Source organism: Candidatus Mycoplasma haematohominis, from assembly GCF_902712995.1.
GTDB lineage: Bacteria > Bacillota_I > Bacilli_A > Mycoplasmatales > Mycoplasmoidaceae > Eperythrozoon_B > Eperythrozoon_B haematohominis.
The window spans coordinates 218,187-239,931 of the sequence record NZ_CACTIB010000008.1 but is presented as its reverse complement, the minus strand read 5'-3'; the positions used below and the strand labels follow the sequence as shown (position 1 = coordinate 239,931).

The following is a 21,745-nucleotide window of genomic DNA, read 5'->3' as shown; positions in this document are numbered from 1 at the left end:
AGCTTATCTTGAGAACATTATATGAGTTTACACCTATAAATGATAATATTTGTAATGCTTGTGTTTAATTTGTATTTTCTTTTTCTCGCACTTAAAAATCAGTGATATTTCGACCGATAAGAGATTTCTTCATACAAGGAAAAAATATCTCTTTAACAAGAAGATGATTATTGGGTTTACACAAAATAACTGGTTCCATTGTTCCCTATTTCTTCAACATAAACCCTTCTTCTCTTTCTCCTAAACCAAAATTCAAAGATCAATACGAAAAATGAGCTAAAGTCTTTAGATTTGAAACTAAACCGAATAAGGATGTCTACAAACAAAAAATATTGAACCTTGAGAATAAAGAGATTCCAATAATTGAATACATAAACTCTCAATTAAACAAAAACTTTAAATGACACAATGTAGATGTATTCGATGTTTTCATAAACGAACCTAACTTAGGAGGAGTTCCAGACGGAGAAGAAGCAATAGGCAATAAAGTAATAAATACTCTAGAAATAAAAACAACCATCTTTGAAGAAGATAATTTCTATCCTTCTAAACCTTATATAAATCACCAATTACAATTATCTCTTTACATGTCCCTAAGAGGGATAGATACAGGATATTTATGCCTATGTAGATATCCTAAATACACCAAAAAAACAGAGAAACTAAACCCTACTGGCTCACTAACAAAAAAAGAAATAGATGACTCCTGAAAAGAAGAAAAAATAGTATGTTGACTAAGCAATAAGGAATATACCTACAAATATCGAATACTAGAACACTGAGACAATAATGGATTGCCCAGCGACAAAATATCTCTATTCAAAATACAAATAGATAAAGACTATTTTTTAAGCATGATGAGGGAAATAAGCGACTACCTATCATGCCTAAAATACTCCAAAAGCCCAGAAATGAATGAAAAACAAATAGAGGAGATAATAAATTACATAGAAAAGGTCGACATCATTTAAATGGGGCAGATTAACTTAGACAAAGAACAAATAAAAGCAATAAAAGCCCCAATAGATAAACCAGTAATAGTTAAAGCTGCTGCAGGTACAGGAAAAACAACCATCTTAGTAGAAAGAATTAAATATCTGAGGGAATCCGGAATCCCCTTAAACCAAATACTTGCTTTCACATACACAAACAAAGCTGCAGAACACATGAAACAAAAAATCTACAAGGAACTAAACGAGTCTATTCCATACGTAGGAACCATACACTCAATATTGGAATCATGAATTAAACCTCATCTGAATCTCAACTCAAACTACATAGAACTAATCGACGAAGAAGATGAAATCAGACTACTAAATAAATGCAAAAGAAAATTAAAAAAGGAACAAGAAAGTCCTAACAAAACAATAAAAAGATTCAACAAAAAGAAGCTAAGAATAGATACAGAATGAGACAAGCAAGACGATGAATTATTCAAAAACTACAAAGAAATAATGTCAGCGCATGGAAAACTTAGTTTCAACGATATCCTGACTAACACTCTTGAATTATTAGAAACAAGGCCAGATTTTCTAAAACAAATTCAAAATAAATACAAAGCCATTTTCATAGATGAAGTACAAGACATAACAGAAGTTCAATTTCAAATAATCAAAAAAATATTGAAAGGACAACCGAACATTAACTTTTTTGCAGTAGGAGATCCCAATCAATGCATTTTCCAATTCGCATACGCCAAAGAAAACACCTTCGAAGAACTAGATAATTTTTTTGAGCAAGAATTGAAAGTACAACCAACAAAAGTAAACCTAAACGTAAATTACAGATCAGATCAGCTTATAGTTGGTTACGGAAATGACGTAAGAAGCATAAAAGAAGGTATACCCCTATCTATTTCACATAGCCAAAAAAAAGGAGAAATTAGAGAGATCTCTAAAGAACAAGTATTGGAAATACTGAAAAAAGAATCAGAAAACAGCAATCTAGGAAAATGAGCATGTTTAACAAGAAGTATCAACAAACCTACAGTATCTTTTCTAATTTCAGCAATGAAGAAAAAAATCCCTTTCCAATTAACCAAATTCCACGATTTATTAAGAGACCCCACGAAATACAAAAGAATAAAAAAAGAACCTAAATTAATAATCCTATTTACTCAAATAAGTTTTTTTGATGACAAAAAAATACTCTATGAAATAATACGAACTTTAGACTTTCCTACCGGAAAAAAAGATACCACTTGACAATTAGTACAAGGAATCCAAGACTTATCAAAAAATATAAAAAACAAAACAGTTTTGCAAGCTTTATTGGACAGAGATATAGACATACAAGAAATTTCGATACCGTATGAAGATAGAAATTTTTTCTATCAACACCTAGCTTTTATACAAAGTCTAAAAATGGCCGAAAAAACCAATTTAAAAGAATTCATAGAAAAACATATATTCCCTTATTTCAGAAACAAATCCTATGAACCAGAATTCTCAGAAGAAATAATGCTTCTAATGTATTGAATAGACTGCACGCAAAAACAAAATAATCTAACTTCAGAAGAATTAGCAGCTAACATCATGTTCCTTATCAATCCAGGAAATAAAGAAACTGCTAAATTAGCTGAATCCAATGAGAATCAATTAATAATAAGCACTGTCCACAAAGCAAAAGGACTAGAGTGAGATAATTTAATAGTGATTGACGAATGAACCAAAAACAGAAAAAAGGATAAAAATCTTCCATATGTTGCATACACTAGAGCAAGAAACAAACTACTCCTAATTAAAAACAGTGACAAGTAATTCCTTATTAAACCAAAGAAAGCTTATTTCTAATCACAAATTAGAAGAGGGTGAAACTTGAGTCATAGGAGGTTTTTTAAGAGTATCTAAAAAGGTAGGAAAACTATTCTTCACAACTATTTCAGATTCCTCAGGAAAAATACAAGTTCTCTTTAAAGAAGAGATCCCTTTCAAAAAAGAATCAATCTTACTTATAGAAGGTCAATTAGTAAGAAGAAAAAACCCTAATACTGAAATACCTCTAGGAGAATGAGAATTAATAGCTTCTAAATATGAACTATTAAATGAAGCAACTAAATCTCTACCTTTCGAATTAATAGATGTTGCTGATACAGCATCCGAACCAACACGACTTAAATATAGGTATTTAGATTTAAGAAGAACCAACTGTGCATCTTTAATAATCAAATCAAAAATAATTAACTCTTTAAGGAACTACCTTCTACAAGATGGATACACAGAAGTAAATACGCCCATATTATCTGTCTCCTCAAAAGAAGGAGCCAATACGTTTGATGCTTTCATTGAAAAAGATCAAAAAAAACTTAAATTTTCACTCGCTCAATCTCCTCAACTATACAAACAACTATTAATGATGAGTGGATTAGAAAAATACTTTCAATTTGCCAATTGCTTCAGACTAGAAGATTTAAGAGCAGATAGACAATATGAATTCTTACAACTAGACATAGAAACAGCTTTCTCTAATCAAGAAAAATTTTTCGCAACAATAGAAGCAGCTTTTTAAAAAATGTTCAAAGAAGTCTTAAATAAAGATTTAACAACTCCCTTCAAAAGAATTCCATACGATGAATGTTTAGAAAAATACGGAAGCGATAAACCAGACATTAGATACGAACTAGAAATAGAAAAACTGACAGATTCTCTATCAGACTTAGTAACAGCCAATAATCACACAGAAGCTTATGGCTTCTACATAGAAAAATGCGAAATAAAAACAGTTGAAGAAAAATGACTTAAATCCTTGCAAACCAAAAACCAAATCTACATAATTCACGCAAATCAAGACAACATCACAAAAACAAACTTAATGAGTCCCAATATGCCCGCTTATGAACAAATTAAATCTAAATCGATAAATAAAGGAAAGCAAGGAGAAGGAGTTTGAATAGTACTAACTACATGTCCGAAAACTAAAAAAAATGCTTTAACAACTCTCGGAAACTTAAGACCATTCTTCACAAAAAAAACAAAACCAGAACTAAGAGATTCTTTTGAATTTTTATGAGTAGTTGAATGGCCTTTATTTGAATGAAATGAAACACAAAACAAATGAGATATAGCACATCATTTATTCACTAGACCTAAAAGCAATAAAGTAGGTTTCGATAAAGAAACAGAAAGAAGTTTAGGATATGACTTAGTTCTAAATGGTGTTGAGTTAGGCTCCGGTTCTCAAAGAAATTATGACTTATCTGTTCAACAATATGTTTTTGAAGTAGCAGGTTTAACACCAAAAGATACAGAGGATAACTTTGGTTGATTCTTAGAAGCTTTGAATTATGGAGTTCCTCCGCACATGGGAATAGCTATAGGTGTAGACAGATTAATACAAACTTTACTTGGCTATTCCAGCATAAGAGATGTGATTGCTTTTCCTAAAAACAACAGCGGATTTTGTCCACTAACCAATTCTCCTACTCCTGTTAACTCATCTGAGAAAATATAAATAGAAAGGAATTATGCAAAGAAAAGAAATGGATTACTATGTCCCTCAGGACGTAGAAAAGAAATGAATAGATATATGGGAAAAAGAAGGAACTTACAAATTTGAAGATGACGATAATCCAAAAAAACTATATATTCTTGACATGTTTCCCTATCCATCAGGAGCAGGGCTACATGTAGGACACTTAAAAGGATATTTGTCTACAGATATCCTAACTAGGTTCTACACAATGAAAGGATATTTAGTATTTCATCCTATGGGTTGAGATGCTTTTGGCTTACCAGCCGAACAATACGCTATAAAAACAGGAAATTCTCCAGCAGAATTTACCAAGAAAAACATTGATTCCTTCAGAAAACAATTAAAGAAATTAATGCTTACTTATGACTTTGACAGGGAAATAGACACCTCTGATCCAAACTATTACAAACATACACAATGAATTTTCTCTGAAATGTATGAAAGAGGTTTGGCTGTACTACAAGACACGCAAGTTAATTGATGCGAAGAGTTAAACACAGTATTAAGTGACGAAGAATTAGTAGAAGAAGGAACAAAGCTTTACTCTGAGAGAGGTCATCATCCAGTAGAGAAAAAAATAATGAAACAATGAATCCTAAAAATAACTAAATATGCAGATCAATTACTGGAAGACATAGCAAGTTTGTCATGGCCGGATAACGTTAAAAAAATACAACAATCTTGAATCGGAAAATCAACTAAATATGAATATAAATTCGAATGAGCAGGAAAAACTTATTCCCTATATTTGAAATATGCTTCCAGCATAAGAAAACTAAAAGGAATAGGAATTCATCAGTTCTCACAAATAAGTAAAGATCTAGAAATAAGCAACCTAACAATCGGAAATAAAGAATTAGTTAAAGGAATTGAATTAGTAAATTTAGATGACTACAAAAAAGTAGATGTTTTCTATCTATGAGACATAGACTTTAGAGCTGATGAATTAATTCCCATTTTTGACCAACCAGAAGAAGATTTCTATGATGAAGAATTAGAAAGACAGTATACAAAAAACAAAAGACTAGAAGAAAAAAAGACAGTATACAAGCTAAAAGATTGAGTTTTCTCTAGACAAAGATTCTGAGGAGAACCAATACCTATCTATTTCGATTCTGAAGGAATTCCATATTTAGACAAGGATCTGCCAGTTGTTCTTCCTACAAAAGTAGATTACAACACCAAAAGAAATGGAAAATCTCCTTTAGCAAATGATGCCGAGTGACTAAACATAAAAAAAGATGGAAAACAATATACAAGAGAAACAAATACCATGCCCAATTGAGCAGGATCTTCCTGATACTTTATAGCCTATCTTCTAAAAAAACCAGATGGAACGTACCACCATTTAAATTCTCCAGAAGCAAAAAAAATACTTAAAAGATGATTGCCTGTAGATATATATGTAGGAGGTCAGGAACATGCAGCGCTTCACCTTTTATACGCTCGTTTCTGGCACAAATTTTTATTGAAGATAGGAGTAGTAGACACTCCAGAACCATTTAGAACTTTACTGAATCAGGGAATGGTATTAGGTGCTGATGGAACAAAAATGTCTAAATCTAAAGGAAATTATGTATGCATAGATGAAATAGTAGATAAATACGGAGCAGATTCTTTAAGAGTTTATGAAGCTTTCTCAGGTCCGACTCAATTATCTTTCAAATGAGAAGATTCAGGATTAAAAAGCAGCCATAAATGATTACACAAAATCTTCATATTTTTCTCAAATCTAGATGAATTAGAAGAAGTAACAATAAGAAATAGAGTTGTTGCAGAAATAGAAAATAAGCTTATTAAAAATGTAGAAAACGCCATTCCCAATCTAAAAATAAACCTGGGTATCTCAGAAATGATGATATTCATGAATAGCATACAAAGCGTAAAAAAATACAACACTAAATCTCTAAACAGCTTCATAAAAATACTAAGCTTATACGCTCCAGCATTAGCAGAAGAAATATGAACCACCAAACTGCACAATACTGAAAGCCTTTACAAATCAAAATGGCCTACAATCAACGAAATAGGAGAGGACTCAGCTTTAGAATTTAGAACATTCCTAAACGGAAAATTCAAATTCTCCTTAAAACTACATCATTCAGAAATGGAAGAACAAGAAATAAAAAATATTATCTCTTCAAGATTAAATATTCCCGACTTAGATTTAACAATAATGCAAGATAAGAAAATAATATTAGTACATCCCAGAACCGCTGAAGATAGTTCTCTTGAACCTTCTTAGTTTTTGGAAAAAAGAAACTCAAAATATCTGAGAACGCATTGAATGAATTGAATTTAAAGATGGAGGAGCCTGCAAAATAGGTTCAAAGTTCCTTCAAAAATTCAAAATTGTATCTTCATTCTTCTCTTCTGCTTCTTCAAAAGTCTTTAAAAATTCATCTCCTCTAGAACACCATCGTTCAACAAACCTAGACTTAAAAGCATCTATATCAACTTTAGACAAATTAAATCCGTTGAAATAATAAATAAAACTTTGCTGAGGAAGAATTAAATGTGAATTTATGCAAACAGTTAATTTTCTTCTAATTTCAGGAGGCAAAGTATCAACAACTCCACTCATTTCAATAGCTTTGTCTCAGTTATAAGAAAAGATATTTCTTCTTACATAGAAGTAAGCTGTAAAAAAACAACAAACAGGATTCAGATAAAAAGCAAACCTTTTAAGGTTTACGGGACTCTTCTTCCCCTTCTGTATCGGATCTTCTAAATCTTCTTCTCTAATGTCTTCAACCATCTAAGACAACTAAGAATTAATTTCATTTTACTTCTTGAACCTGAGTCTTGCTCTTTGGACTAACCAATCATCTTCCTTTAGGTAAACCTGAAACTCCAACTTTAGCAACATTTTTCTGGAATCCAAACACTCCCTTAACATACTTATTCCAAGCATTTCAAACAGTACTCTCTAGATTACTTAAAAAAGTGTTTCCACTAGTCTTCGGATTAACATCAAATAATTCTCTGAACTCTTGCCAAAAATAATCATTTGAAACAAAATAATCCTGACGCTTCTCTCTGTTATCGATTATTGTTTGAAGAACTTTAAAAGCTCTTCTCTGAAATATTTCAACAAACTTCTTCTGAAAACTTACGTAATCAAATCTTGGAACAGCTCCCTTTAAACTAATAAGATAAAGCTCAAAACTATCCTTAACACTAACCTCTACTGAGCCCATTCTAGATTCCAACGCAGTTCTAGCTCACAAAGGCAACTCATAAGCAACAACAGCATATCTTTTTAAAACCGCAAGCCTGTTCAACTCGCCTTTCCCTAAATTGGTATAAATATCTGACATAGTAAAATCTATTTTCTTTATCCTAAACTAAAAATGAAATTTAATACAGATAAATTCATTTTCAATCAAGACTTCATATTTAAGAATAACCGAATACATATAACCCCGTCAGGAAAGTCAAAAATTAAAAAATTAAAGAAATTAACTGGTTCCAGACTAGGCGCCGCTCTAGGTAACGATGATTTTAAATCCCCTTTTCAACTTTGATGCGATATTTTAGGAATGTATCAAGATGAATCAGACAGATATTTTCTAGATGCAGGGCAAATAATAGAGCCGAAATTAAAGGATTATGCTGAGAAAAAAATAGGCAAGAAATTCATATCTTACAATCCCAGAGAAATAAAGTTTGATCTTTTTTCAGACAATGAGATATTCGGAGGAATACCAGACGGAGAAGAAATAGATTCTCAGGGCAAAGTTGTCTCAATATTGGAGATTAAAACTGCTCAATTAGATAAATACAACTGAACTTTCAAAAACAATCAATACATGCTAGATTTAACAGATGGAAAGCCAACAGTAAAAACAAACGGAGGTGGGCTAGTTAAGTGATTCAAAAACGGAGAAGTAATAATTCCCAAAAACTATCAAGATCAACTCTCTCTATACCTTTATCTAAGAAAAATAAATAAGGGTTTTTTCTGTGTTGCATTCATAAAAAACGAGGATTATGAAGACCCAAGAAAAGTTCAATTTACTTCCGAATTCAACAGCTACAAAAATTATGATGTAGACAAAGAAATATCTCTACCTAGAAATGAACATATTTTGATTTGAAAAGAACACAATATAAACCTTGAAGAATTTCAAAAAACAATAGATTACGCAAAAAAATGATATGAAGATCACGTATTAAAAGGTGTAAGTCCTGAACTTGATGAAAAAGATCTAACTTGATTTAGATACGGTTATCCAGAACTTGGATAATGCTCAAATTATTTGCTACTAAGTTACTAAGTAAATTTCGAGAGTATCACTGTATAGCACTGTTTGTGCATGTGCAACCAGATTTTGATGCTTTCGCATCAGCGTTCAGTTTAAAGGGTTGATTAAAAGATAACTTTCCAGGAAAAGTTGTCTATTTGATAATACCTCCTAGGGTAATAAAACCAGAAGAACAATTTCTATTTCAACATGAAGATGAATTGCCTTCTGAAGAAGAATTAAAAAAATGCCTAGGGATTGTTGTAGACACTCCCAATCAAGAAAGAATATTGACTGATTTATATAAATACTGCAAAGAATTAGTAGTTATAGATCACCACCCTAAATCAAAACCCTTTTCAGATCTGGAATTTATAGATCCTACTTATCCTGCAACTGCACAAATACTATCTGAAATGTTCATATATTGAGAAAGCGAAGAAGGAGGAAAATATGCCTTTAAAGAAAAAATAGCTCAATATTTATACGCAGGGATAATCACAGATACAAACAATTTTTTAAGCTTATCTATGCTTCCATCAACATATCAAGTATTGGCAAGCCTAGTTTCTAAAGGATTAAATAGAGCATCAATTCACAACTGAGTATTTGTAAAACCCCTAATACAAAAACTATTAGAAATAAAAATATTAGAGAATTGTTACATAACCAAAAATGGACTTATATTTGCAATTGTCACTCCGAAGATGATGAATAAATACAAAATAAAAAATGTGCCTGCTATCATTACAATGCTTGAAAATATAAGTAATATTGAATGTTGAAGTGTATTGTTCTATGAACAATCAACAGACAAATGAAAATGTTCAATTAGATCAAAAGATCTAACTATCAATCAAATAGCAAAAATTTATGGAGGAGGAGGTCACAGTAAGATGGCAGCCGTAACTTTCGATAAAAAAAGCAATTACTATAAACTGCTTGCAACCTTAGATGAATATTTAGCAAATCACGGTTTCGCAAATGTAAGTCTATTAGAAAAGAAAAAAAACTGAAGATTATCTCTTATAAAAAGGCTCAAAAAATACAAGAGCCTTTAGTGAAAACAACCCGGAATAGTACCCAAGTGGTTGAAGGGGACGGCTTGGAAAGCTGTTAGGTAATTAACGTTACGCGAAGGTTCGAATCCTTTCTATTCCGCCATTTTTTAGTCTACTATTTGTTATAGGATAGACAAGGGGGGTGTAGTTCAATTGGCAGAACAGCGGTCTTCAAAACCGCGTGTTGTGGGTTCGAGTCCTTCCACCCCCGCCATTTTTAAATTTGCAAATAGATATTTCTACTGCTTCAATTCTCTTCATACTCTGTTTTCTAGGGATCCTAGTAACAGCGTTTTGAGCCATAGAGGCTATAAAAGCGGTATCGGACAAGTTCAAATTATCTGAAACATTTATTGGTGCTGTCTTTCTATCTGTAGGAACTTCTTTCCCTGAATTTGTTAATTCACTAAGTGCAGGATGATTAGATAGAAGTTACTTAGGCGGGAACGCAAGTACTATCCCCATAAATTCTGCTGAAAGCTTCTACAACATAACTGGAGCAAATATATGACAAGTTGTATTCTTAGCTGTAGTAATGATAGGTTTAGCCATCTACTACAAGATCAGAAAAAATGACCACGACATACAACAAATGGTAGACATCTTCTGAAAAGATTCCATACTTTCCTGAAAACTATTAATGCTAGAAACCACTATTCTGATATTTATTTTTTCTTGACCTCTAATCTTTCAATATTTAACAGTTGGAGGATTCAGTATGCTGAATCTTATCTTTTTAGGAATCTGGCTTTTCTACATTAGATATACCTATACATCAACTACTACTATCTCAGAAAAAGAAGAACCCAAGTATTTCACCAAATGCGGAAAACCTGCATTAGTAATTATCACATTATCTCTTTGAAGTTTATTTGGAGCTTTCTCATGCATAAATTTTCAATTAGCTTCCAAATTCCCTATGGATCCATCCACTTCCTTTGGAGTTCTTCTTTCTTTTGTTACTTCTTCTCCAGAATTCTCAGTTCTTTATTTCCTTCTTAAACAAAAAAGATACCAAATGGCTGTAAGTGGTTTCTTTGGATCTTCTCTATTTAACTTAACTCTTCCTTTCTATTCAAATCTAATTTCTCTAAATACTATTTTCGGCAAACAAAATTTCCACCACACAGGAACACACGAAATAACCTCTCAAAAAATAACAATATGACTATTACTAAATCTAATTCTTATCTTCTTATTTATCTTTACCTTTTGGAATAGAAAGAAATGAAGAACATCTATTATTGCCACAAATGGAACAATAATACTAACTATCTATGTTGTTGCGAATACACTACTTGGCTACACCTAGAACACAATTTGTTTCCATCCAAACATGACTTATGTCTCTTACATCTTTCGCAAACACCTAATTCGCATTTACTTATTTGTATTTCAGAGCCATCAATAACATCTAACTCACCTATATTAAGCAATTTCAATAAATCTAAATCAGATACTAAATTATCTTTTCCTAGAATCAACTTTGCCTCTACAGAACCAGATATTCTCCCTTCATTCTTTAAAGCTTCTATCTTCATATAAACTTCATTCTTTAGATCTCAAAACTTATTTCATTCCTGTTCATTTAATTCATATTCCCTATCCAGCTTAGTTAAAGGCTTAATCTTTTCTAAAAAAATACTTGTTTGTTTTGTACTATAGTAAGATCAAGCTTCTTCGGCTGTTTGAGGAATAAATATACTGTAGAAAAACAAATACTTTTCAAATACCTCTCCAACTATATTGATAATCTCCTTGTATTCAATAGAATTAACATCTCCGCAATACAAAACATCTTTACATATTTCCAAATATCAACTAGAGTAAGTATTCAAAAAATTAAGACTAGTTTTTATGGCCTTAAAAAATAAGAAATCAGACAAATATTTTTCTATTTGTATTCAACTATCTCTAAATAACTTGTAAATATATATATTTTCTGGTTTAGTTAAATTCTGAAGTACCTGCTCATCTAATGAAAAATTTGTTCCCAATAAAGACAACGAATATCTAAATACAGTATTTCTAATTTTTCTGTAAAGACTAACTGAATTTTCTATTGATTCTTGAGATATTTTTATGTCTTCTAAAAAATTATTCAAGCCAATTCATAACCTAACAACATCAGTTCCATACTTATCGATCAACTCAATAGGATCAACAACATTTCCTTTAGATTTGGACATCTTATTTCCTTCCTTATCCAAAACAAAACCATGACTAAGTAAAGTTTTGAAAGGAGTTCGATTATTCAAAATGATAGATATAGTTGCAGAAGAATTAAATCAACCCCTTAATTGATCAAACCCTTCTAAATAAAGATCAGCTCTTTCCTGCAACACCCTCCAACTACAACCAGAATCGAATCAAACATCCAAAATATCTGTAGATTTAGATAATTGATTACTTCCATATTGCTCAACTAAATCCGGATGTAAAAAATAATTTGCTGGTTTTTCAAACCAAATATCTACCCCTTCTCTTTTAAAAATTTCTATTATGTGTCTAATTTGTCTTAAATCTAATATTGGATTCCCTTCTTCGTCAAACAAAATAGGAATTGGAGTTCCTCAAACTCTTTGTCTAGATAAACATCACTCTTCTCTGCTTAAGATCAAATCCTCTAATTTTCCGCTTAATCAGCCCGGAAAACTATTTACTTGGCCTTTTATCTTCCCTTTTATATCATTCTTAAGTTTCGAAATATTGATAAATCACTGAGGAGAAGCCATATAAAGTAATGGCTTTTCAGTTCTTCAATCATGACCAACATTATGTTTAATAACTTCTTCTTTAAACAAATAGCCATTACTCTTCAGTCATTCAATAATCACATCTGAAGCCTTCAAATAAAACAAACCATTTATAGGTTCAAACTTGGTATTTAATTCAAAATGACCATCAGATTTAATTGCCGAATATATCCTTATCCCTTCTTTCAAACAAGCATAGTAATCCTCAAGGCCAAAACCAGGAGCCGTATGCACTAATCCTGTTCCTGTTCCTTTAACAACAAAATCAGCAGTTATTACTTTTCCAATTTCTTTAGTAATAGGGTTCTGATAACAAATATCTCTTAACTCTCTTCCCTTTAAAGAAAAAATCTTTTTGAATTTAAAACCTAATGTATCTGCCGCTCCTGAAAGCAAAATATACTGATGATTAGTTTCAATATCTTCTATCAATTCGTACTCAAATTCAGGATTAACGCAAATAGCTAAATTAGCTTCAAGAGTGTATGGAGTAGTTGTTCAAACTACAATCTAACATCTTTCTTAATAGAAACGTTTTCTAATTGACAATCAGAAACAACGGGAAACCAAAAATAAATACTTTTAGTTTCTACCTCCTTATAGATAATCTCTGATTCGGCTAGAGCTGTTCTAGATGATCAAGATCAAGCAACAGGCTTTAAATCTCAATAAATCAGATCTCTTTCTAAAAATTGGTAAAAGCAATCAAGTTCATTCTCAATAAAAGAATTATCTAAAGTCCTGTAAAAACGTTTGAAATCAGCTAACAAATGTAATCTTTGAAATTGTTCTTTTTGTTTAGATATTTGCTCTAGAGCATACTCTTTGCACAATTTTCTTTTTTCAACAGCGGATTGTTTTCCATAATTAAATTTTTTTTCTACCTTATTTTCTATTGGTAAGCCATGAGTATCTCACCCTGGCAAATAATCAATACAAAAGCCATTTATAGCTTTAAACCTCAAAACAAAATCCTTCAAAACTTTATTCAAAGCATGTCCTAAATGTATATTTCCGTTCGCATATGGCGGGCCATCGTGCAAAATAAAAGAAGGAGCATTATTTCTGGTAGAAAGCTGGTCATAAAGATTCTGAGAGGATCAAAAAGATTTAAACTTTTTTTCATTAGAAAGCAACGAAGCTCTCATCGGAAAATCGGTTTTAGGTATATTTAAAGTTTTTTTATATGGCATCAAAAAAAGGCAAATTAATTCTTATTGCTGGGCCTAGCGGAGTTGGAAAAAAAACCCTTATTGGGGAGCTTATAAAAGATTCCAGCCTTAATCTTATGTTTTCTATTTCTTGCACAACAAGAAAGAAAAGAACAGAAGAACAAGACGGAATAGATTACTTTTTTATTAGCAAAGAAGAGTTTCAAAGAAAGATAGATAATGGCCAAATGTTAGAATATGCACATTTCTTTGATAACTACTACGGAACTCCCAAAGAATGAGTGGAAGAAAAATTGAGTCAAGGAATTAATATTTTACTTGAAATAGAAACAGAAGGATTCAACCAAATTGTCGAGAAATATCCAGATGTTGTCTCTATTTTCATATTACCAACTTCTTTATCAGAATTGGAAAGAAGACTAAGAAATAGAGGAACGGAAGATGACCATGATATTTCAATGAGACTAAAAAAAGCGGAAAAAGAGATAATTGAAGCTAGCAATTTCAAATACCAGGTGGTAAATGACGATATTCAGAAAGCCGTGAATGAACTTAAAAAAATAATTACGAGCGAGTTGTAATGTCTGAAACTATTAAATGCATCTCTATTGACATTGATGGAACTCTGCTGAAAGCTGGTTGCTACGACAATTCCAAAATTTCTGAAAACAATATAAAAGCAATTAAAGATTTTTGTTCAAAAGAAAAGAACCAGATAATACTAGCAACAGGAAGAGACGTAGAGGAAACTAAAGAAGTATTTAAGTATCTGTGTAATCAAGGTTTGACAACAAACGATATTCCTTACTTGATCTGCATGAACGGCGGAATTATCTTAAAAACCACAGATTTAGAAAATCCTATCTTTCGACAGTGTTTCAAGTCAGAAGTCTGCAACGAAATAATTAGTTATTTAGAAGGGAAAAAATATAGTTTCTTCGTAACAAACAATCAAAACGAACTATATCACTCTAATCACATATTTTCTTTCCTGCTTTATTTAATAATCTTTAAAAAAAGATATCCGGAAAGAAAACTTCGCATGTTCAGCGATAGCTCAAACATTCAAAAAATAATGATAATTCTTAGAGCTCCATGGGTAAGAAAGTGTAAAAAGAAATTAGAAAAAGCGTCTTTTGCAGAAAAATGTTACTTCTCATCCGGAAACAAGTATTACATCGAAATCATTGATAAAGACGTAAACAAATTTTTTGCTATAGAGAGAGTTGCGAACAAGATGGGTCTTGAAGTAAATGATTTTGCTGCCATAGGAAATGAACAAAATGACATTATGTCGCTCGAAAATGTTTCTTTTGGTGTTGGAGTAGATCTAGATGCAAAACCAAATCACTTGAAATATGACAACAGCAAAATTCAATTTAAGGTAGATAACAAAAAAGGAGAAGCAGTACATGACGCAATATATGAAATGAAAAAACGAGATCTTTGATAATACAACGCTTCTGATTTCCGCCTCTTCAGGAGAAACTTCTATAAATGCCAAAGTTTATAAATATTGTCTAAATTATTTACAACAAAAAAAAATCAAATGTCAAACTTTAGATTTAAAAAAATTTAAGGCTACACCGATATTGTGTGATTCAAAACAAATACCTAAAGAAATTGAAGAAATTTATAAATGCATAAAAGATCCTAAACATTTAATCTTTTTTGTTCCAGAGCATAATGGTTACTTCTCGGCATTTTTTAAAAACATACTTGATTGATTAAGCCTCAAACAAAAAAACTTTCTAAAAAATAAAAAAATAATCCTTATTTCAGCAAGCACAACACAAAAAGATAAAAGAATCATGGAACCAGCAGCTCTAAATACTATGAAAATATTTGAACCTGAAAATATTGAATTTATAAATTTCAAAGAATACTCAGAAGAAAAAATTCCTAACTTTGTAAAAGCTATTTTTGTTTAAGTAAATATTTCAGACCATATATTTGTTGTACCAACCTTATAAGAAATAGGAACTAAAGCAACATTATCTAAAGACCTAGAGAAAATAACCTCATAATGATCAACTTGCTTATTTATATGAACAACCAATCTACTTAAATACTGTCCGTTTGAATAATATTCAAAGAGATCATTAACCTTAAACTTGGCCTTCTTAAAACTATCTTCTTTAACTAATAATTTCGCATAGTTATTACTCATATTCAACAAACTATTATGTTCATATTTATTGATCTTTACCATTTGTCCAGACAACAAAATAAAAGCTGCTCCAGATAAAAACAAATAAGCCTTATTTCCTACATCAATCATCTCTATTCTCAATTTTCAAAAACTTGTTGGTTCTCTTCATTTGCAATTTCTAAAAAGATCTCTTTCGAAATTTTTGAATGCTCTCTGGATAAATCAATTGAGTTAGAGAATAAAGCCTTTAGCTCAGGTGTATGCTCGCTACAAATTAAAAAATTTCTAGATGAAATAAAAGGAATTATTTCTTTATAAATCTTGAATCTGTTTTCTGAATTTATATGAGAAGCTATTTCATCTAACAAGAGAACTTTATTTTTATATTTCAATAAAGACAAAATATTTATTAATTGCCTTTGTCCAGAACTTAAATTCATGGAACTTTCTATATTTCTAGAGACATCTAAATTCATAGAACTACATATTTCTAATATTGATTTTTTTAAATTTGGGAACAATTTAGTAAATGAATCCAGGTCTAAATCTCCAGGGTCTATATAACTATCACTTATTTGATATATGCACAACTCTCTAAACAATGAATCATCAATACTAGAAGTCTCCTGATCATCAAACCAAACAGAAGGAATTGCCGGATTTAATTTTTTAACTATTATTTTGTAGAGAATTGATTTTCCTGTACCGCTTGGTCCATAAATAAAAGTATTGGGAACTATTTCCAAATTTAGATCATTGAAAATAACCTTTCCAGATAAACAAAAAAATAAATTCTTGATAGCTATCTTTTTAGGAATCTCTACTTTATTAGGGACAACTAAATCAAAAGTATCAACATTCAACATTTGTGAATATATTTTTTTGGAGTAGTCATATTTCACTCTAAAACCGTAGTAATTAATTAGAGAATTAAAAGATTTTCCAAGATGAAAATAGAAAAGATTCATGATCATCAAGTAACCAAAATCTAAATCGCCAACAAAAATATAGTAGGCCACTAAAGAAAAAACAAATACATAAACTAGATTATTTAAGTAAGAATTAATTTTGGAATAAATGTTTTGCCTAACATCTAAATCTTTGTGAACATCTAATTCGCCAAAATAATTCTCTTTACACTTCTCTCCTAAAGAACCTAATTTATAGGCGTTTACCTCTAGCTTTAATAAATTTTCTTGCGCATAAAGAAGCCTCTTTCCTTCATTTTGAAGTTCATTTAATACAGGAAAATACTTGAAATAAATCTTCTTAGATAATTTCCAAAAAACTGTCTGAACTAAAAAAGATCCAACAATCAGAATGACAAAATATCAACTATTACAAATTAAAAATATGCTTACTGCTACTAAAGTAAATACACTTATCAATCATTTATTTATGAACTCTGAGTGATATGTGGAAATATAGTCAATATGATCCTTAAGTAACAAAAATTGATTTTTTCCTAATTTGTGAAAATAAGAGTTCTTCTTTCTATTAAAGGTATCAACTAATTCTCCATATAAATCTTTGGAATACTTGTTCTTATTTTCACAAACTATTAACTCTTCTAAAAATTCTCCAAAATGAAATATTCCATAAACTAAAACAACGACAAACAAAACTTTTAAAAGATTAAATAATTCATGATTGCTCTGGACATGACTAAAGCTGTACCTAATTAGATATGTACTAGTAACAGACAGAAATAAAACAACTAAATTAATTACAAAAAGAAGAAATACATTTGAAACGTTTACTTTTTCCTTCTTAGAAAAATAATTAGTTTCAGCAAGGTTTTTCTGAATTGGCTTTACAGAAATAAATAAGTCCAACCATATTTCTTTAACTTCTTCTATAGAAAGAACCACTTGCCCAAGAGCAGAATCAAAAAGAGTTACTTTTTCTCCTTTCTTGTTAGCAATGGTGTAATGCCTCTCTCCGTTTCTATTTATTACTAAAACAAAATAATCTTGCGATTCATATTCTTTAAATTCATCAAAATCCATAGAATAGCTTTCCAAATGTAAGCCATAATTTTTATTAAGAAGCTCCAAATCTAAAATTGAAAGTCCTTCCTCCTTTATGTTCGCTTTTTGAAATAATTCTTCTTTAGAAATCTCTTTTTGAAAAAAATGTTGAATTAATGATTGTGTAACCGCGATACCGCAATCATTATTATTTGTCTGGTAATAAATCTTCATATGTTTGGCCCAAAGTCACCTGAAGTATTAATCTTCTACAAAACAAAAACATGATGAGAAAATTTAAAAAAAATTCATTTACCTGAAGAAAGATGCCATTTGAGCGGAGAAGAATTAATAGAACTTGTCAAAATCAATCAACTTTTAGAAATAGAAATTAGAAATATTCACTTGTTAAAAAAACTTCCTCTAAAAAAAATGATCGACTTTCAAAAATTAAAAAAGGCATTCTTCAGAGAAAATCCTTACTCCTACGGAATACCAATAAAGAAAAATAATGAAGATTAAAAAACTAATAGTTCACTATTTATATAATTCAGCTAGGTTGATTGTTTATTCTTAGATCAATACCATTTAGAGGAACAAATAATTATGATTTATTAGTCGTCAGAGACGCGCTCTTTGGCATGGACTTTTTTGCCTATGCCGGAGTCATAATCATGTTTTGGGCTAATTCCCTTTACATGTATCATGGATTTATAAGGATTACAAAGAGTGAGTATGCTCACATTATGAATCTGAATAAGTTGGAAGACAGCATCATAGAAAAAATCATGGAATTCCTAGATAAATTAGGCATTAAGAGTGTAGACAACAGAAAAAATCAAAAACTTTTTGAAGCTATAGAAAAATTCAATTGAAAAAACTGTCTTTATTGTTTTTTATGAACAATGATATGACTTTTCCCTAGACTAATTTTCTTGCTCATATTTGTTCAAATCAAAAAAATACTGGTTAGATTATTCGTAAGAGTGACTCTATTAGTAAAGTGTGGTAAAAATTTATTATTAAATTCTTTACTATTGAATACCTGATCGAAGCTCAAAGACGAACAATGAAGAAGCAAGATCTGAATAAACTAAAGATATTCAATCTAGGAATTTCTAAAAAATACGAAAAAAAATTACCCTACATAAATGTTCCTACTAGAGCATCAAAAACTTCAATGTGTGAAGATTGATGTGAAATAAGCATAGCTACTGTTGAACCAGTAATATCAAATATCTATTTCTCTCACAGAGGATGTCTGCTATCGAGAGCATGCATAAATGCCATTCTTCATTCAATAGAAAATAAAACAAAAGATGAAGCTTTAAATATTCTTTTTTCTTTCAGAAAAATGCTAAGTACAGGTATAGCAAGTCCTTCTCTTCCAGAAGAATTAAAGCTTTTTTGTAAATTTTCAAAATTTCCTTCTAGAAAAGAATGTTTACTTCTAGGTTGTAACCTTATTGTTGAAGAGTTAAATAGCAGAAGTTGTTTTTAGGATCTCATATCTCTTTAAATAAGAAAAACAGATACCTAGTTGGTGTTGTTGAGGAATCAATATACAACGGCGCCACTACTTTTATGATTTTCACTGGAGCTCCACACAACAAAAAAAGAGAACCTATTTCCTCTCTTTTCTTGGAAGAAGCAAAAGAATTAGGACTTAAACATGGAATAGATTTCAAAAACTGTGTTGTGCATGCCCCATACATCATAAATTTGGCAAATCCTAAACCAGAAAATCAAGATTTCAACATAGACCAGATGGTTTCAGAAGTAAAAAGAACAAATGAGATGGGAATCCCTTTCATTGTGTTACATCCAGGTTATCACGTAGAACAAACATGAGAAGAAGGGATGAAAAGGCTAATTAATAATTTAAAAATAGTTCTAAAAAGAATAGAAGATACGAATGTGACAATATGTCTAGAAACTATGCCAGGCAAGAAAAATCAATTAGGTAGCACATTTGAAGAATTAAGCGAAATAATAAAAGGATGCGATAACCATAAGCAATTAGGCGTTTGCTTAGACACTGTGCACATGCATGACGCAGGGTACGATGTTATAAATAGAGACAATCTATTTAATAAGATAGATTCGATAATTGGATTAAATAGGGTAAAAGTACTGCACTTAGGCGATTCCACTAGCGAAAGGGGAGGAAGAAAGGACAAACATGCTAATTTTGAATATGGAAAAATTGGATTTAAACCACTCTTAGAATGAGCTTATGATCCTTTCTTTGCTAATATGCCAATAATTATTGAAACACCTTTTTGAATTTCCAAAGAAAATAAAAAGAAGACTATGTCTCCATATAAACATGAGATAAGACTAATAAAACAGAAAAAATGAGAACCGATTCCAGAAGAGTTAAATTACAGACCTAGATAAATATGACATTAAAAAGCATTAGTCAACTGTACAACGGACTTTGTTTAACAGTAAAAGAGCATGTTCATCAAAAAACCCCTCTTTCTGAGTTCTTAATAGATTATTCAGGGATAACCGCCACTTCAACCGGAAAAGTAGGTGAATTTATTGGTCAAGAAAAATATTCAGGATACATAGGAGATTTATCTGAGGAAGGAGATATTCATATTCTGATTACTAAAGTATCAGGAATGCTTTTAAAGCTGATGCTTATTCAAAAAATGAAATTAGAAGAAGCAGATATATACACAAGTAAAACGATTCAAAATTCTATAGAACATTTGATCTTGCAAATGAATCGTTTAACTGTTAGAGAGCAAGAACAATTGTCTAAATATATTGGAGAAGAAAGATGAAACGATTTAGTTAACAGACTAAATATAGGGCTAATTAACAGTTTCTCAGCTTATGAAGACAGCATGATGGATAGAGCTCTTTGATTATTCCAAATCATTAATTTCAGGAGAACTAAAGAATGGAAATGATTCAGATATAGAAGTTGCATAAGAAATCAAGAAATAAAAGCAGAAATCAATCAGTTATCAAAAAGAGGGGTTGACAGAATGATGGAGATAATTTCTAACGAAGAAAGTCCAAAAGTAGACTTATTCCCCTACATAGGACATCAAGGCGAAATAATTGTTGAACCCGACCTGAAAATAAATGACAAGGTATTTTTAATTTCTTCAAATAGCAAATCTTTAAAAAAACCCAAGTATATAGCTGTTTTGAATGCCATTCAACTCCTATCTTCTGAAACAGGAGTAGAGGTAAATGAAAAATATATTTATTGCATAAGATGAGACCAGTTGCTGAAAATATCCTAATTGAGTGAAAAACAAAAGATTTTCTTCCTATGAAAGTAGAGAGATGTGCAAATGATGGTGTTTTCTGGAGTTTGTAAAGTTAATTTTTTTCTTTGTAGCAATATTTATAGAAGACAAAGCAACACCTATAGTTTTCCTATTCTGAATATTAGCTTTTTTAACAGCTCTATCTTGATACAAAAGCTTTCCTGTATTTAAGGAAATAACCAATTTTTTACTAATAGAAGATGAAGAAGATACTAGAAAGTACCTACTAAAAATCAGAAATATTTTAATTTTGTTATCATTCTTAGATTTACTGCCTTTTATACCTTTAATTCAGGCAGCACTAAGGTACAAATACTATAAGTTAGAAGACCATACTATCTTTATTTTCCAGGAAATAAGAGATAAATATAGACAGAAATTCACAACTTACTAATGAAATTCGAAATTTTACTAAGTTCAATAGTTATTCTTGTAATTACCGCAGTTGGTTTAGCATCAAGCTCTTACACTAAGAACTCTGCTTCTAACATAACTAATGGATCAGAAGGTCAAATAGTGTTTTCTAGAGAACAAAAAGAGGAGAAAAAACCAATTTTTAAAAAGGACGAAGTGAGTGTTGGAACTTCATAACAACATGTCAGGCCTTACTTTTAGAAAGCACCA

General features: G+C 30.7%; 21 protein-coding genes, 2 tRNA genes and 1 pseudogene. 18 read left to right on the top strand and 6 right to left on the bottom strand.

Going from position 1 to position 21,745, the window contains the following annotated elements; translation table 4 throughout:
- The first annotated feature begins 101 nt into the window (after positions 1-101).
- The 4 genes and pseudogenes from H6411_RS01925 (at position 102) to H6411_RS01910 (ending at position 6,715) form a co-directional block, all read left to right on the top strand.
- On the top strand, positions 102-971 hold the full coding sequence (locus H6411_RS01925; RefSeq protein ID WP_216082948.1) for a hypothetical protein: 870 nt from the start codon (positions 102-104) through the stop codon (positions 969-971).
- The gene (locus H6411_RS01920; protein ID WP_216082947.1) at positions 972-2,759 is read left to right on the top strand and encodes a UvrD-helicase domain-containing protein; all 1,788 of its coding nucleotides are present in this window, start codon (positions 972-974) and stop codon (positions 2,757-2,759) included.
- Positions 2,749-4,449: pseudogene (gene aspS / locus H6411_RS01915) on the top strand (aspartate--tRNA ligase). Before H6411_RS01920 ends, aspS begins: the two are co-directional and overlap by 11 nt.
- Positions 4,450-4,462: 13 nt before the next feature.
- Positions 4,463-6,715 carry a class I tRNA ligase family protein gene (locus H6411_RS01910; RefSeq protein WP_246307729.1) on the top strand — a complete coding sequence of 751 codons (2,253 nt, stop codon included), beginning with the start codon at positions 4,463-4,465 and terminating at the stop codon, positions 6,713-6,715.
- Here the strand turns inward: H6411_RS01910 and H6411_RS01905 are convergent.
- Both H6411_RS01905 and H6411_RS01900 read right to left on the bottom strand, forming a co-directional pair.
- Entirely contained in the window at positions 6,668-7,228 is a 561-nt protein-coding gene (locus H6411_RS01905) for a hypothetical protein (protein ID WP_216082946.1), read from the bottom strand. The genes H6411_RS01910 and H6411_RS01905 overlap by 48 nt on opposite strands.
- A 16-nt stretch (positions 7,229-7,244) precedes the next feature.
- A complete protein-coding gene (locus tag H6411_RS01900; protein WP_216082945.1) occupies positions 7,245-7,790 on the bottom strand; it encodes a hypothetical protein in 546 nt (181 codons plus the stop codon).
- Positions 7,791-7,823: 33 nt separating this feature from the next.
- On the opposite strand from H6411_RS01900, the gene H6411_RS01895 reads away from it, so the two are divergent.
- The 5 genes from H6411_RS01895 to H6411_RS01875 all read left to right on the top strand — a co-directional run bounded on the left by H6411_RS01895 (position 7,824) and on the right by H6411_RS01875 (position 11,090).
- Positions 7,824-8,720 carry an MPN551 family DNA-binding protein gene (locus H6411_RS01895; RefSeq protein ID WP_216082944.1) on the top strand — a complete coding sequence of 299 codons (897 nt, stop codon included), beginning with the start codon at positions 7,824-7,826 and terminating at the stop codon, positions 8,718-8,720.
- Entirely contained in the window at positions 8,720-9,778 is a 1,059-nt protein-coding gene (locus tag H6411_RS01890; RefSeq protein WP_216082943.1) for a DHH family phosphoesterase, read from the top strand. Before H6411_RS01895 ends, H6411_RS01890 begins: the two co-directional genes overlap by 1 nt.
- Positions 9,779-9,790: 12 nt before the next feature.
- Positions 9,791-9,881: transfer RNA gene (locus tag H6411_RS01885), tRNA-Ser, on the top strand.
- 35 nt (positions 9,882-9,916) lie between these two features.
- A tRNA-Trp gene (locus H6411_RS01880) sits at positions 9,917-9,992 on the top strand.
- Between the two features lie 9 nt (positions 9,993-10,001).
- Positions 10,002-11,090, top strand: coding sequence for a calcium:cation antiporter family protein (locus H6411_RS01875; RefSeq protein ID WP_216082942.1), 1,089 nt, complete (start codon positions 10,002-10,004; stop codon positions 11,088-11,090).
- Here the strand turns inward: H6411_RS01875 and H6411_RS01870 are convergent.
- On the bottom strand, positions 11,050-12,930 hold the full coding sequence (locus H6411_RS01870) for a class I tRNA ligase family protein (protein ID WP_369408480.1): 1,881 nt from the start codon (positions 12,928-12,930) through the stop codon (positions 11,050-11,052). The two genes, H6411_RS01875 and H6411_RS01870, sit on opposite strands and share 41 nt — an antisense overlap.
- A 107-nt stretch (positions 12,931-13,037) precedes the next feature.
- Entirely contained in the window at positions 13,038-13,727 is a 690-nt protein-coding gene (locus tag H6411_RS05865) for a class I tRNA ligase family protein (protein ID WP_246307727.1), read from the bottom strand.
- Between H6411_RS05865 and gmk the strand changes: the two genes are divergently transcribed.
- From gmk to H6411_RS01855, 3 genes are read left to right on the top strand one after another with little or no spacing between them, the layout of a single operon-like run.
- On the top strand, positions 13,721-14,287 hold the full coding sequence (gene gmk, locus H6411_RS01865; protein WP_216082941.1) for a guanylate kinase: 567 nt from the start codon (positions 13,721-13,723) through the stop codon (positions 14,285-14,287). The two genes, H6411_RS05865 and gmk, sit on opposite strands and share 7 nt — an antisense overlap.
- Entirely contained in the window at positions 14,287-15,159 is an 873-nt protein-coding gene (locus tag H6411_RS01860) for an HAD-IIB family hydrolase (protein ID WP_216082940.1), read from the top strand. Before gmk ends, H6411_RS01860 begins: the two co-directional genes overlap by 1 nt.
- Positions 15,119-15,637 (top strand): NADPH-dependent FMN reductase, encoded by a 519-nt coding sequence (locus H6411_RS01855; protein WP_216082939.1) that lies wholly within the window; start codon positions 15,119-15,121, stop codon positions 15,635-15,637. Before H6411_RS01860 ends, H6411_RS01855 begins: the two co-directional genes overlap by 41 nt.
- Here the strand turns inward: H6411_RS01855 and H6411_RS01850 are convergent.
- Positions 15,634-15,999 carry a hypothetical protein gene (locus H6411_RS01850; RefSeq protein ID WP_216082938.1) on the bottom strand — a complete coding sequence of 122 codons (366 nt, stop codon included), beginning with the start codon at positions 15,997-15,999 and terminating at the stop codon, positions 15,634-15,636. The genes H6411_RS01855 and H6411_RS01850 overlap by 4 nt on opposite strands.
- Positions 15,990-18,062, bottom strand: coding sequence for a cysteine peptidase family C39 domain-containing protein (locus H6411_RS01845; RefSeq protein ID WP_216082937.1), 2,073 nt, complete (start codon positions 18,060-18,062; stop codon positions 15,990-15,992). Before H6411_RS01845 ends, H6411_RS01850 begins: the two co-directional genes overlap by 10 nt.
- On the opposite strand from H6411_RS01845, the gene H6411_RS01840 reads away from it, so the two are divergent.
- The 6 genes from H6411_RS01840 to H6411_RS01815 all read left to right on the top strand — a co-directional run bounded on the left by H6411_RS01840 (position 18,063) and on the right by H6411_RS01815 (position 21,712).
- Positions 18,063-18,350 carry a hypothetical protein gene (locus H6411_RS01840; RefSeq protein ID WP_216082936.1) on the top strand — a complete coding sequence of 96 codons (288 nt, stop codon included), beginning with the start codon at positions 18,063-18,065 and terminating at the stop codon, positions 18,348-18,350. It abuts the gene before it with no gap.
- 547 nt (positions 18,351-18,897) lie between these two features.
- Positions 18,898-19,329, top strand: a complete 432-nt coding sequence (locus tag H6411_RS01835; protein ID WP_216082935.1) for an iron-sulfur cluster assembly scaffold protein — start codon at positions 18,898-18,900, stop codon at positions 19,327-19,329.
- Positions 19,320-20,228 carry a deoxyribonuclease IV gene (locus H6411_RS01830; RefSeq protein ID WP_216082934.1) on the top strand — a complete coding sequence of 303 codons (909 nt, stop codon included), beginning with the start codon at positions 19,320-19,322 and terminating at the stop codon, positions 20,226-20,228. Before H6411_RS01835 ends, H6411_RS01830 begins: the two co-directional genes overlap by 10 nt.
- A 2-nt stretch (positions 20,229-20,230) precedes the next feature.
- The gene (locus H6411_RS01825; RefSeq protein WP_216082933.1) at positions 20,231-21,094 is read left to right on the top strand and encodes a hypothetical protein; all 864 of its coding nucleotides are present in this window, start codon (positions 20,231-20,233) and stop codon (positions 21,092-21,094) included.
- Between the two features lie 4 nt (positions 21,095-21,098).
- The gene (locus H6411_RS01820) at positions 21,099-21,515 is read left to right on the top strand and encodes a hypothetical protein (RefSeq protein WP_216082932.1); all 417 of its coding nucleotides are present in this window, start codon (positions 21,099-21,101) and stop codon (positions 21,513-21,515) included.
- Positions 21,515-21,712 (top strand): hypothetical protein, encoded by a 198-nt coding sequence (locus H6411_RS01815; RefSeq protein ID WP_216082931.1) that lies wholly within the window; start codon positions 21,515-21,517, stop codon positions 21,710-21,712. The genes H6411_RS01820 and H6411_RS01815 overlap by 1 nt, the downstream gene beginning before the upstream one ends.
- The last annotated feature ends 33 nt before the right edge of the window (positions 21,713-21,745 follow it).